The sequence below is a fragment of the Saccharothrix carnea genome (assembly GCF_003014735.1).
GTDB classification, from domain to species: domain Bacteria; phylum Actinomycetota; class Actinomycetes; order Mycobacteriales; family Pseudonocardiaceae; genus Actinosynnema; species Actinosynnema carneum.
The window spans coordinates 503,629-517,035 of sequence record NZ_PYAX01000003.1 but is presented as its reverse complement, the minus strand read 5'-3'; the positions used below and the strand labels follow the sequence as shown (position 1 = coordinate 517,035).

The window sequence follows — 13,407 nt, the reverse complement described above, 5'->3', positions numbered from 1 at the left end:
GGGTTCGCGCGCGTCTGGTTAAGTTGTGCGCGGACCCGGTACACAGAGGTACCGGATAGCGTGGAGCCGCCTGAACATGACCTCGACTGGAGCCCCGTCCCGATCCGAGCAGACCGCGCGTGATGTCGGCGCGGCCGGCCCGGCCAGTCCCGAACAGGCTCGTGACGAATTGATCGAACGAGCCGCCGCCAACGCCCCCGAGCTCGCCGACCTGATCCGCCTGTACTACCGCCACGTCCCGGCCGAGGAAGTCATCGACGACGACCCGGTCGACCTGGTGGGCGCGGTGCGCTCGAACTACCAGCTCGCCGAGACCCGGGTGCCTGGTCGTCCGGTGGTGCGGATCATCAACCCCACCCGCGGGCACGACGGCTGGACGTGTCCGGCCACGGTGGTGCAGGTGGTCACCGACGACATGCCGTACCTGGTCGACTCGGTGGCCTCCGAGCTGACCCGCGGCGGCGTGCAGGTGCAGCGGGTGGTGCACCCGATCGTGGTGGTGCGCCGGGACCTGGTGACGGGTGCGCTCCAGGAGGTGCTGCCGACCGCCGACCCGGCCGACCCGCCGGGTGACGCGCTGGCCGAGTCGTGGATGTACATCGAGGTCGACCTGCTCACCGACCCGGACCGGGCGCGTGAGCTGGAAACCAAGCTGCACGCCGTGCTCAACGACGTCCGCGAGGTCGTCGAGGACACCGACAAGATGGCCGGCACGGCCCTGCAGCTGGCCGAACAGCTGGAGTCCGACCCGCCGCCGCTGGCCAGCCACGAGGTGGCCGACGGCGCGAACCTGCTGCGCTGGCTCGCCGACGACCACTTCACCTTCCTCGGCTACCGCCAGTACGAGCTGGTCCGCGACGACCCGGCCACCGATGGCGAACCGGCGCTGCGCGCGGTCCTGGCGAGTGGTCTCGGTGTGCTCAGACAGGACAGCCTCGCGGCGCGCAGCCTGACCGCGGGCCCGGACGCGGGCGCGCAGGCACTGTCACCCGAACTGCTGGTCCTGACGCAGGCAAGCGCGCAGTCGAGCGTGCACCGCTCGGTGTATCCGTATTACGTCGGCGTGAAGACCTTCGACGCGGACGGCAACGTGACCGGCGAGCACCGGTTCCTGGGCGTGTTCTCCACGACGGCCCTGCACGAGGACGTGCTGGACATCCCGGCCATCGAGCGCCGGGTCCGCGACGTCATCCACCGCGCCGGCTTCCCGCTGCACTCGTACTCGGGGCAGCGGATGCTGGAGGTGATCCAGAACTACCCGCGCACCGAGCTGTTCTCGGTCGACACGGACACGCTCTACCAGACCGTGACGGGCGTGATCGCGCTGGCCGAACGCCGCCGGCTGCGCCTGTTCCTGCGCCGTGACCCGTACGGCCGGTTCTACTCGTGCCTGGTCTACCTGCCGCGCGACCGCTACACCACGACGTCCCGGCTGGCCATGCAGGAAGTCCTGATCGACCAGCTCGGCGGCGTGAACCTGGAGTACAGCGCCCGCGTGGGCGAGTCGGCGCTGGCCCGCGTGCACTTCACCGTGCACACCGACCCGGCCCGCCAGGTCGAGCCGGACACCGGTTACATCCAGCAGTTGCTGGCCGAGGCGGTGCGCTCGTGGGACGACCGCATGGTCGAGGCGGTCCTGGACGACCACGGCACCGGCCTGGGCGCGGAGTCGTCGTCGGAGCAGGGCCAGCGGATCGCCGCGGCGTTCCCCGAGGCGTACAAGGAGGACTTCACCTCCGTCGAGGGCCTGGCGGACTTCCGGCGCATCGAGGCGCTCAAGCCCGGCGACCTGGACCTGGTGTTCTACACGCCGCGCGACGCCGAGCCGGGTGAGCGGCGGTTCAAGCTGTTCCTCGTGGGCGCCCGGCTGACGCTGTCGGACGTGCTGCCGATGTTGCAGCGCATGGGCGTGGTCGTGGTGGACGAGCGGCCCTACGAGCTGTCCCGCGACGACGGCGTCGAGTGCTGGATCTACGACTTCGGCCTGCGCATCGACCAGGTCACGCTGGACAAGCTGTCCGCCGAGGACGTGGAGTCCGTCCGCACCCGCTTCCAGGACGCGTTCGCCGCCGCGTGGCGCGGTGAGGCCGAGGTCGACGGCTTCAACACGCTGGTGCTCAAGGCCGGTGTCACGTGGCAGCAGGCCGCGATGCTGCGCGCCTACGCCAAGTACCTGCGCCAGGCGGGCACCCCGTACAGCCAGGACTACATCGAGGACGCCGTCCTGGCGCACACCGAGGTCGCCATGGCCTTGGTGCGGCTGTTCGAGGCGCGGTTCGACCCGTCGCTGTCCGACGAGCAGCGCACCGGCCGCACCGAGCACCTGGTCGACGAGATCACCGCGATGATCGACGACGTGACCAGCCTGGACGCGGACCGCATCCTGCGCAGCCTGCTCACGCTGGTGCAGGCCACGCTGCGCACGAACTACTTCGTCCGCGACGCGGACGGCAACCCGCGCCCGTACCTGGCGGTGAAGTTGGACCCGCGCGCGATCCCGGACCTGCCGCAGCCGCGGCCCCGGTTCGAGATCTTCGTGTACTCGCCGCGGCTGGAGGGCGTGCACCTGCGGTTCGGCCCGGTGGCCCGCGGCGGGTTGCGCTGGTCCGACCGGCGCGAGGACTTCCGCACCGAGATCCTGGGCCTGGTCAAGGCGCAGGCGGTGAAGAACGCGGTGATCGTGCCGGTCGGCGCGAAGGGCGGGTTCGTGCTCAAGCGCCCGCCCGCGCCCACCGGCGACCCCGGCCTGGACCGCGAGGCGCTGCTGACCGAAGGCATCGCCTGCTACCGGCAGTTCATCTCCGGCCTGCTGGACCTGACCGACAACCTCAACTCGGGCACGGTGCTGCCCGCGCCGCAGGTCGTCCGGCACGACGGCGACGACACGTACCTGGTGGTCGCGGCGGACAAGGGCACGGCGTCGTTCTCCGACATCGCCAACGAGGTGTCGAAGTCCTACGGCTTCTGGCTGGGCGACGCGTTCGCGTCCGGCGGTTCCGTGGGCTACGACCACAAGGCGATGGGCATCACCGCCAAGGGCGCGTGGGAGAGCGTGAAGCGGCACTTCCGCGAGCTGGGCACGGACACGCAGTCGGAGGAGTTCACCGTCGTCGGCGTCGGCGACATGTCCGGTGACGTGTTCGGCAACGGCATGCTGCTGTCCGAGCACATCCGGCTGGTGGCCGCGTTCGACCACCGGCACATCTTCATCGACCCGAACCCGGTCGCCCAGCTGTCCTACGCGGAGCGCAAGCGGCTGTTCGAGCTGCCCCGCTCGTCCTGGGACGACTACGACCGCTCGCTGATCAGCGAGGGTGGCGGCGTGTGGCCGCGCACGGCCAAGTCGATCCCGATCAGCGAGCGGGCACGGGAAGCCCTGGGGCTGCCCGAGGGCGTGGCGAAGCTGTCGCCGCCGGAGCTGATGAAGGCGATCCTGCTCGCCCCGGTGGACCTGCTGTGGAACGGCGGCATCGGCACGTACGTGAAGGCGGGCGCCGAGTCGCACGCCGAGGTCGGCGACAAGGCCAACGACGCGATCCGGGTCAACGGCGCCGACCTGCGGGTCAAGGTCGTCGGCGAGGGCGGCAACCTGGGCCTGACCCAGCGCGGCCGGATCGAGTTCGCCCGGGCCGGTGGCAAGGTCAACACCGACGCGCTGGACAACTCCGCCGGTGTCGACTGCTCCGACCACGAGGTCAACATCAAGATCCTGCTGGACGAGCTGGTCCGCGACGGCAAGCTCGACCAGGACCAGCGCAACGAGCTGCTGGGCCAGATGACCGATGAGGTCGGTGAGCTGGTGCTGGCCGACAACTACTCGCAGAACGCCGTGCTCGGCGTCTCCCGCGCCCACGCCGCGCCGATGCTCTCGGTGCACGCCCGCCTGGTCGCCGACCTCGAACAGCGCGGCGTGCTCGACCGCGCGCTCGAAGCCCTGCCGAGCGCGGCCGAGTTCAAGGCGCTGGAGAAGGCGGGCGACGGGCTCACCTCGCCGGAGCTGGCCACGGTGCTCGCGCACGTGAAGCTGGCGTTGAAGGAGGAGGTGCTGGCCAGCGACCTGCCGACGATCGACGTGCTGGCCCGCCGGCTGCCCGACTACTTCCCGAGCGAGCTGCGGGAGCGGTTCGCCGACGCCATCGGCAACCACCCGCTGTCCCGCGAGATCATCACGACGGTGCTGGTCAACGAGGTCGTGGACGGCGGCGGCGTGTCGTACCCGTTCCGGCTGGCCGAGGAGACCAGCGCGTCGGCGACGGACGCGGTGCGCGCGTACACCGTGGTGACCGCGATCTACGACCTGCCGTCGATCTGGCAGCAGATCCGGGCGCTGGACAACGTCGTGCCGACCGACGTGCAGGACGACATGGTGCTGGAGACCCGCCGCCTGCTCGACCGGGCGTCGCGCTGGCTGCTCACCAACCGGCCGCAGCCGTTGGCGGTCGGGTCCACGATCAGCCGGTTCGCCCCGGTGGTCGCCGAACTCGCGCCGCGCGCGATCGACCTGCTCCAGGGGCACGAGAAGGAGTCCGTGATCGAGCACGTCGAGCGGCTGGTGGGCCAGGGCGTGCCGGTGGACCTGGCGCGCCGGATCGCCGGGCTGCTGTTCACCTACGGGCTGCTGGACGTGACCGAGGTGGCCGAGCTCGCCGAGCGCGAGGAGGGCGAGGGCGCGACCGGGCAGGAGCGGACGCACGAGGAGACGGCGGAGCTGTACTTCGCGCTGTCCGAGCACCTGGACGTCGACCGGATGCTCAGCTCGGTGTCGAGCCTGGAACGCCTGAACCGCTGGCACTCGCTGGCCCGCCTGGCGTTGCGGGACGACTTCTACTCGTCGCTGCGGTCGATCACGATCGACGTGCTGCGGTCGGCTGAGCCGGGTGACACCCCGGAGGAGAAGATCGCCACGTGGGAGCAGGCCAACTCCTCCCGCCTGAGCCGCGCGCGTGCCGCCCTGGAGGAGATCAACCGGGTCAGCAAGCTCGACCTGGCGACCCTCTCCGTGGCAGCCCGCCAGGTCCGCAGCATGATCCGCTGAAGGCCCGGGGTGTCGCGGACCGCTCCGCGACACCCCGGTCGCCGCCGCTCGAAGCCGACCGCACCACCTCGCGGCCCGGAAATGTCGTACCCCTCTGGGAGAATGAAAGCAGGGGTCCCCTTGGCGAGGACCCCTGCGAAGCGAGCTCGGGACGGCTCCGCGCGTGATCGGCGTCTAACTGCGCCAGGAGTCCGACAGCGTCGTCGGTGAGGTGGCGGAACGGTTCGTCCCGCTCTCCCAGGTCACCGCGCCGTTGGACTCCTTCCGGATGTACTTGTACTGGAACGAGGTCCCCGCGGGCAGCGATACCGAGCCCCGCCAGGTCGGGTAGGTGGCCGAGGACAGGGCGACCGCGGCGGCCGGGTTCCAGGAGCCCAGCGACGGGTGGTCGCCCACCACGAAGATGTTCTGCCCCGACGACGTCGTGGCGTTCACCGCGAACGACGTCGTCCCGGCCGGCGGGTTGCCGACCCCCGTCGCACCGACGTGCAGCGCCAACGCCTCACCAGCGCCCAACGTGGCGGTGAACTGGCCGTTCGACCCCACCGCGACCGCGACGCACCCCTCCTGCTGCACGTTGCAGTACGACCCGGCGGGCAGCGAGGTCTGGAACGTCCGCGTCACCGCGAAGGACTCCCGGTTGATCGCGACGAAGCCCTTGTTGCCCCGCCCGAACGCGATCGCGTCGCCGCCGTTGTCCCACCAGTTCACCACCGACGTCCCGGCCACGGCGTTGCGGAACTTGACCATCGACGCGATCTGCGTCCACCGGTGCTGGCACTTCCACCCGGACGTGTAGCACTCCGACCCGGACGGCGGCCCGGCGTCGTGCGACGAGAACTCGTAGCCCGAGTACACGTTCGGCGAACCGTAGGGCCAGGCCAGCATGAACACGTTCGCCAACGTGTAGGTGGACCCGTCGCGGTAGGTCAGCGTCGACCCGTTGCGCTCGGTGTCCCAGTTGTCCACGAACGACCGCGCCTGACCGCTGGGCAGGTAGCCCCACGACTGCCCGAACGTGCTCAGGTACGCCAGGTTCTCGTTGGTGAAGATCCGCTTGAGGTCGTAGGCGTACCGGAACTCGTCCACGTCACCCGACCCGGTGTACTCGCCGGGCTGCACGGCCTCACCGGCACCGTAGATCACCTCGTGCACCCAGAACACGTTCGGGTTGCTCAGCCGCGACTTGATCGCCGACAGGTCGGCCGCCGGCATGTGCTTGGCCGCGTCGATCCGGAACCCGTCCACGCCGAGCGAGATCAGGTGGTTGAGGTACGACGCGATCCGCCCGCGCACGTAGTCGCTGCCGGTGTTCAGGTCCGACAGCCCGACCAGTTCGCAGTTCTGCACGTTGTCGCGGTTGCGGTAGTCGCTGATGTGCGACCGGCACGAGTGGAAGTCCGGGTCGCTGTAGATGCCGGGGTAGTTGTACTTCGTGTACGACGAGCCGCCGGTGCCGGTGCCCGACCCGGCGCTCATGTGGTTGATCACCGCGTCCGCGATGACCTTCACGCCCGCCGCGTGGCAGGTGTTCACCATGTTCCGGAACGCGGTCTCGTCACCGAGCCGCCCGGCGATGCGGTAGCTGACCGGCTGGTACGAGGTCCACCACTGGGGACCCTGGATGTGCTCGGTGGCCGGCGAGATCTCCACGAACCCGTAGCCGCGGGGTCCGAGCACGTTCGTGCACTCGGTGGCGACCCGCGCGAACGGCCACTGGAACAGGGTCGCGGTCACGTCCTTCGCGGACGGCGGCGCTGCAAAACTTTGCGGAACCGCCAAAAGGCTGAACAGGAGTACGGCTATCGCGCCCAAAGCGCGTCGACTAGCGGAAACCACGTTGTCTCCTAGCTGGCAGGGATGTGCTCTAGGTCATACCAGCTGCCAGACTTGCTGAAAACACTTGCAAAGTATTTCATTGCCCTCCGGCGGAACCGATCCGGAAGGACACCCCATGACGCAGGACTGGTGGCGCGATGCCGTCATCTACCAGGTCTACGTGCGCAGCTTCGCCGACTCGGACGGCGACGGCGTCGGTGACCTGCCCGGCATCCGCTCCCGGCTGCCCTACCTGGCCGACCTGGGTGTGGACGCGGTGTGGATCACGCCGTTCTACCGGTCGCCGATGGCGGACGGCGGCTACGACGTCGCCGACTACCGCACGGTGGACCCGCTGTTCGGCACGAACGACGACGCGAAGGCCCTGGTCGAGGACGCGCACCGGCTGGGCATCCGGGTGATCGTCGACCTGGTCCCGAACCACACCAGCGACCGGCACGTGTGGTTCCAGCAGGCGCTCGCGGCGGCGCCGGGCTCACCGGAACGCGCCCGCTACCACTTCCGCGACGGCCGCGGCGAGGGTCCGCCGAACGACTGGGAGTCCGTCTTCGGCGGCCCCGCGTGGACCCGGGTCCCGGACGGCCAGTGGTACCTGCACCTGTTCGCCCCCGAGCAGCCGGACCTGAACTGGGACCAGCCGGAGGTGCGCGACGAGTTCCTCGACGTGCTGCGCTTCTGGCTCGACCTCGGCGTGGACGGCTTCCGCATCGACGTCGCGCACGGCATGGTCAAGGCCGATGGCCTGCCCGACGTCGGCACGCCCGGCCACCTCAAGCTGCTGGGCACGGAGGCGCTGCCGTTCTTCGACCAAGACGGCGTGCACGAGATCTACCGCGACTGGCGCAAGGTGCTCGACTCCTACCCGGGCAACCGGATCGGCGTGGCCGAGGCGTGGACGCCCAGCCCCGACCGCACCGCCCGCTACCTGCGTTCCGACGAGCTGCACCAGGCGTTCAACTTCCACTACCTGACCGCCGAGTGGGACGCCGCCGACGTCAAGCAGGTCATCGACGACTCGCTGGCCGCGATGAGGCCGGTGGCCGCGCCGACGACGTGGGTGCTGTCCAACCACGACGTGCAGCGGCACGTGACGCGGTACGGCGGCGTGGCGCGGGCGCGGGCGGCGGCGTTGCTGATGCTGGCGCTGCCCGGCAGCGCGTACGTCTACCAGGGCGAGGAGTTGGGCCTGCCCGAGGTGCTCGACCTGCCCGAGGACGTGCTGCAGGACCCGGTGTGGGAGCGGTCCGGCCACACCGACCGGGGCCGCGACGGCTGCCGCGTGCCGATCCCGTGGACGGCGGACGGCCCGTCGCTCGGCTTCGGCGACGGCGGCTCGTGGCTGCCGCAGCCCGCGGACTGGGCCGGGCTCAGCGTCGCGAGCCAGGTCGGCGACCCGAACTCGGTGCTGGAGCTGTACCGGAGTGCGCTGCGCGTGCGGCGGGAGCACCCGGACCTCGGTGCGGGCTCCGACGTGGACTGGCTGGACGTGCCGGAAGGTGTGCTGTCGTTCCGCCGCGGCGCGTTCACCTGCGTGGTGAACTTCGGCCCGGACGTGGCACGGGTGCCCGCGGACGGTGCCGTGGTGCTCGCCTCGGGTGCTTTCGCGACCGAAGACGCGGACGTCCTCGTGCCGCCGGACACGACCGTGTGGCTCTCGCGCCCGTAGAGTCACCCGGTGTGACAGCGCGGCTCAGTGACATCGCGACCCAGGCAGGCGTGAGCGAGGCGACGGTCAGCCGAGTGGTCAACGGCAAGCCAGGCGTCTCGGCCGCGACCCGCCAGGCCGTGGTCGCCGCGATGGACGTGCTCGGCTACGAGCGCCCACCCAGGCTCCGCCAGCGCAGCGCCGGGTTGATCGGGTTGATCACCCCCGAGTTGAACAACCCGATCTTCCCGGCGTTCGCGCAGGTCATCGAGCAGGTGCTGACGCGGGACGGCTACACGCCGGTGCTGTGCACGCAGACGCCCGGTGGCTCGACCGAGGACCAGCTGACCGAGATGCTGGTCGACCGGGGCGTCACCGGGATCGTGTTCGTGTCCGGCCTGCACGCCGACACGACCGCCGACAAGGACCGGTACGTCAAGCTGGCCGGGCGCGGCGTACCGTTCGTGATGATCAACGGCTACACCGACCAGGTGTCCGCGCCGTTCGTCTCGGTGGACAACCGGGCCGCCGTCCGACTGGCGGTCACCCACTTGGTGGAACTCGGGCACGAGACGATCGGGCTGGCGGTGGGTCCGCCGCGGTTCGTGCCCGCGCAGCGGATGGTGGAGGGCTTCACGCTCGTCCGCCCGCAGGCGTCCGACCTGGTGGAGCACTCCCTGTTCACGGTCGAGGGCGGCCAGGCGGCGGCCAACGCCCTGCTGGACCGCGGCTGCACGGCGATCGTGTGCGGCAGCGACCTGATGGCGTTCGGTGCGATCCGCGCGGCCCGGCAGCGTGGGCTGAGCGTGCCGCGGGACGTGTCCGTGGTGGGGTTCGACGACTCGCCGCTGATCGTGTTCGCCGATCCGCCGTTGACCACGATCCGGCAGCCGGTCGAGGCTATGGGGCAGGCGGCGGTGCACGCGCTGCTGGAGGAGATCGGCGGCACGCCCGCCCCGCACGCGGAGTTCGTGTTCCAGCCGGAACTGGTGGTGCGCGGTTCGACGGGTGCGCGGCCCAGGTGAACCTGCTCGCGCAGCGGATGCGGGCACAGCGGCTGTCGTGCCCGGCCGGTGATGTGACGGACCTGTTCGCCTCGGTGTTCGCGCTGCAGGCTCAGGATGTCGCGGCGGCACGGCTCGCGGCGCGCGCTCGAGGTGTGCAGTCCTTGGAGGGTCCTCTGGTGCGCACGTGGGCGATGCGCGGCACCCTGCATCTGCTGCACCAGGACGATTTGTGGGTCGTGCCGTTGTTGGGGCCGACGTTCATCGCTGCCGGACGGCGTCGTCGTGAGCAGCTCGGGCTCACCTATGACGTGTGCGAGCGCGCGCTACCCGCACTTCGGGAGGTGCTGACCGAGCCGCTGGAGCGCGCTGAGCTCGTGCACCGGTTGGGGGAGGTCGGGATCGCACTGGACCCGAAGTCCCAGGCGCCCGCGCACCTGTTGGCGTTCGCGGCGCACTCCGGTGTGCTGTGCCGGGGGTTGGACGACACGTATCGGCTACTGCGGATCGAGGGCGAGCCGCGTGGCGTGGAGGAGTTGTGGCGGCGCTACCGGCGGGCGTACGGGCCGGCGACGCCCGATGACTTCGCCGCGTGGAGCGGTCTGCCCAAGCGGCAGGTCAAGGACCTGCCCGAGGTGGACGACGAGCCGGCGGAGCCCGGTGGCGCGGTGCGGATGCTCGGCCACTTCGACACGTACCTGCTCGGCTACCGCGACCGGTCGGCGGCGTTGGCGCCCGAGCACGCGCCGCTCGTGCAGACCGGGGGCGGTTTCCTCACGCCGCACGTCGTGGTCGACGGGCAGGTGGTCGCGGTGTGGCGGCGTGACGGCGCGCTGATCACCGTGCGGCCGTTCGGTGAGCGTCCCGATGTGGCGGAAGAGGTCGCCGACCTGGGGCGATTCCTCGACGTGGACGCGCGCTTAACCTGGGGGTAGCACGTGGATAAGGTCACTGCCACCACGCATCGACACCGGGAGGCGCGTTCAACTTGGGTGTGTTCGTCACGGGCGTGCGCCCGCGCTGGTCGGACATGGACGTGTTCGGCCACGTCAACCACGCCAACACGGTGACCTTGCTGGAAGAGGCGCGGATCGACCTGCTGTTCACCGAGGCCGCCAGGCACGGGGTGGCGGAGATGTCGAAGGGCATGGTCGTGGCCCGGCTGGTGGTGGACTACCTCGCGCCGCTGGTGTTCACCGGTGACGAGATCGTGGTGGAGATGTCGGTGCGGGAATTGAAGTCCGCGTCGTTCACGTTGGACTACACGGTCCGCGGCAGTCGTCAGGAGGGCAGCGCCGTCGTCACGACGGCCGAAACCCTGATGGTGCCCTACAACCTGACGGCCGGACGCCCGCGCCGTCTTCTCGAAGCCGAGCGCGACTTCCTCGCGGGCTGGCGTGCCGGAGGTAATGGTGCCTGAGCTGGTCTTCGCCGATCCCGCGGAGCGGGACGACCTCGGTGCGTTCGTCGCCCGTGCCGTCCGCTTGGACGCCCAGACGGTGGTGCGGCTGCGCAACCGTCCGTCCGGCGATCTGGTGGACGCCTGGGTCGCGACCCCGTTCGACACGCTGGCCACCCGCACCGTCGCCGGTCGGATCACGCCCGGTGACGTGACTGTGTCCGGGAACGACCTGCTCACCGGCCTTGCCGTGGTGCGCAGCGAGACCGTCGACCCGGGCCCGTCGCGGGACATGATGTGGCGCTCGGCGCTGCCGCCGTCAGCGGGCTGGTTGCCCGTGGACCGGCTGCCCGGCAGCGTCGTGTCGGAGTTGGCGGAGAAGGGGGTGGAGGTGGCACGGGAGAACGCGGGCCCGCGCGGCACGCCGCCCGCCTCGTTGCTGGACCAGACCGTGATCACGGTGAGCGGTTCGGGGCTGGACGTGAAGGTGCCGATGCGGTGCCTGTTCGCGCTGTCGGGCATGGGCTTCCTGGGCGGCGACGACGTGCGCATCACCGCCACCGACTCGTGGCTGCGCATCGACGCCCGCTTCGGCGCCGTGGTCCGCCGCCGCCACTCCATGCTGCCGCTGCTGGTCTGACCCTGCCGTCCGACCGCTGCTGGTCCGAGCCCGGCACAGCCCTCGCTACGCAGGGGTCCCCGCCCAGGGGACCCCTGCTTTTACTCTGCCACGAGGGACCGACACCGCGCGGCGCCCGCCGGGTGCCTGTGGACAACCGGGACAACCGGGGAGCGACACGAGCCGGTGGGCAACCGTGGACCCACCGCGGGGCTGCACCAGGCTGTGGACAACCGCGGGGTTACACCAGCCAGACCGCCGTGTCCGGTGGTAGTTGGTTGCCGTCCATCGGGCCGCTGGACAGCAGGACCTCGCCGGGCGGGAGGGGGACCGGGCCGCCCGAGGTGTTCAGGGCGCAGATGAGGCCGCCGCCCTTGCGGCGGAAGGCGAAGCAGCCGGGTGGGGCGCCGTACCACTCCAGTTCGTCGCCGTTGAAGGCGCCGTGCGATTTCCGCAGCTCAAGCGCGTGGCGGTAGAACGAGAGCATCGAGTCGGGGTCTTCCAGCTGCGACTCGGCGGTCAGGTCGGCCCACTCGTCGGGCTGCGGGAGCCAGGTGGTGACGCCCTGGGAGAAGCCGAACGGTGGGGTGTCGCCCTCCCACGGCAGCGGGACGCGGCAGCCGTCGCGGCCGCGGTTGGTGTGGCCGGAGCGCAGCCAGATCGGGTCCTGCAGCGCCCACTCCGGCAGTTCGACGTCGGGCAGGCCGAGTTCTTCGCCGTTGTAGAGGTAGACGACACCGGGCAGCGCCAGTTCCACCAGGGTCATCGCCCGTGCGCGCTGGGTGCCGATAGCGCCGCCGCCGTACCGCGTCACGTGCCGTGTCACGTCGTGGTTGGACAGCGTCCAGGTCGGCGGGGTGTCCAGGCCGCGCACGGCCCCCAGCGAGTGCTCGATCGCCGAACGCACGCCGTCCGCGTCGAACGGCGCCTGGACCAGCCGGAAGTTGAACCCCAGGTGCAGCTCGTCGGGCCGCACGTAGCGGGCGAAGCGCTCGTCGTCCTTCACCCAGATCTCGCCCACGGCCATCCGGCCTGGGTACTCGTCGATGACCTTGCGGATCATCCGGTGCACCTCGTGCACGCCGTCGTCGTCGAACCGGGGGTCCAGCGAGTTGTCGTGCATGTCGAGCGCGTTCAGGTCGACCCGCGGGTCGATGTTCGGCAACCCGTAGGGCTTGGCCATGCCGTGGGCGACGTCGATGCGGAACCCGTCCACCCCGCGGTCCAGCCAGAACCGCAGCGTGCGCGCCAGGTCGGCGGCGACCTCGGGGTTGTCCCAGTTCAGGTCGGGCTGCTCGGGTGCGAACAGGTGCAGGTACCACTGCCCGTCCGGCACCCGGGTCCACGCCGGTCCGCCGAACTGGCTCGGCCAGTTGTTCGGCGGCACGGAACCGTCGAAGCCGCCGCCGTCGCGGAAGACGAACCGGTCCCGCTCGATCGACCCCGGCCCGGCCCGCAGCGCGGCCTGGAACCACGCGTGCCGGTCGCTGGTGTGGTTGGGCACGAGGTCGATGGTGACTTTGAGGTTGTGCGCGTGCGCCTCGGTGACCAGCCGGTCGAACGCGGCCAGGTCGCCGAACAGCGGGTCGACGTCGCGGGGGTCGGCCACGTCGTAGCCGTGGTCGGCCATCGGCGAGGTGAAGAACGGCGTGAGCCAGAGGGCGTCCACGCCGAGCAGTTCGAGGTAGCCGAGCCGGGAGCGGATACCGTCGAGGTCGCCCACGCCGTCACCGTTCGCGTCGGCGAAGGATCGGACGTAGACCTGGTAGAAGACGGCGTCACGCCACCAGGCGGACTCGTCGGCGATCTCTGGTTGTAGATCGGAGGATCGTCGCACGAGAAGTCATCCTGCCATTCGCGGCCGAC

The 13,407-nt window shown here is 70.5% G+C and carries 8 protein-coding genes; 6 read left to right on the top strand and 2 right to left on the bottom strand.

All coding sequences use genetic code 11. The annotated features are described in order from the left end of the window. The first annotated feature begins 76 nt into the window (after positions 1-76). Entirely contained in the window at positions 77-5,035 is a 4,959-nt protein-coding gene (locus tag B0I31_RS10710; RefSeq protein WP_106615157.1) for an NAD-glutamate dehydrogenase, read from the top strand. Positions 5,036-5,209: 174 nt separating this feature from the next. Here B0I31_RS10710 and B0I31_RS10705 read toward each other — a convergent pair whose 3' ends face one another. Beyond that, positions 5,210-6,772 (bottom strand): carbohydrate-binding module family 20 domain-containing protein, encoded by a 1,563-nt coding sequence (locus B0I31_RS10705; RefSeq protein ID WP_245949799.1) that lies wholly within the window; start codon positions 6,770-6,772, stop codon positions 5,210-5,212. A gap of 217 nt (positions 6,773-6,989) precedes the next feature. Here B0I31_RS10705 and B0I31_RS10700 point away from each other — a divergent pair, with 217 nt between their 5' ends. Genes B0I31_RS10700 through B0I31_RS10680 form a run of 5 tightly spaced genes read left to right on the top strand, consistent with a single transcriptional unit; the run spans position 6,990 to position 11,562 of the window. Beyond that, complete coding sequence (locus tag B0I31_RS10700) at positions 6,990-8,540, top strand: glycoside hydrolase family 13 protein (RefSeq protein ID WP_106615155.1); 1,551 nt, start codon at positions 6,990-6,992, stop codon at positions 8,538-8,540. An 11-nt stretch (positions 8,541-8,551) separates the two neighbouring features. Beyond that, positions 8,552-9,544, top strand: a complete 993-nt coding sequence (locus B0I31_RS10695) for a LacI family DNA-binding transcriptional regulator (protein WP_181320089.1) — start codon at positions 8,552-8,554, stop codon at positions 9,542-9,544. Then, positions 9,541-10,458 carry a DNA glycosylase AlkZ-like family protein gene (locus tag B0I31_RS10690; RefSeq protein ID WP_106615153.1) on the top strand — a complete coding sequence of 306 codons (918 nt, stop codon included), beginning with the start codon at positions 9,541-9,543 and terminating at the stop codon, positions 10,456-10,458. Before B0I31_RS10695 ends, B0I31_RS10690 begins: the two co-directional genes overlap by 4 nt. Before the next feature lie 53 nt (positions 10,459-10,511). After that, on the top strand, positions 10,512-10,943 hold the full coding sequence (locus tag B0I31_RS10685) for an acyl-CoA thioesterase (protein WP_073889398.1): 432 nt from the start codon (positions 10,512-10,514) through the stop codon (positions 10,941-10,943). Beyond that, on the top strand, positions 10,936-11,562 hold the full coding sequence (locus B0I31_RS10680) for a DUF8010 domain-containing protein (protein WP_106615425.1): 627 nt from the start codon (positions 10,936-10,938) through the stop codon (positions 11,560-11,562). The genes B0I31_RS10685 and B0I31_RS10680 overlap by 8 nt, the downstream gene beginning before the upstream one ends. Before the next feature lie 220 nt (positions 11,563-11,782). Here the strand turns inward: B0I31_RS10680 and B0I31_RS10675 are convergent, their stop codons facing one another. Next, positions 11,783-13,378: a glycoside hydrolase family 13 protein gene (locus B0I31_RS10675; protein ID WP_106615152.1), complete on the bottom strand. Its 1,596-nt coding sequence runs from the start codon at positions 13,376-13,378 to the stop codon at positions 11,783-11,785. Positions 13,379-13,407: the final 29 nt, after the last annotated feature.

Bases quoted from the DNA above. Each gene is read 5' to 3' on its own strand.
- B0I31_RS10710 (WP_106615157.1), top strand. From the start codon at position 77: ATGACCTCGACTGGAGCCCCGTCCCGATCCGAGCAGACCGCGCGTGAT.
- B0I31_RS10700 (WP_106615155.1), top strand. From the start codon at position 6,990: ATGACGCAGGACTGGTGGCGCGATGCCGTCATCTACCAGGTCTACGTG.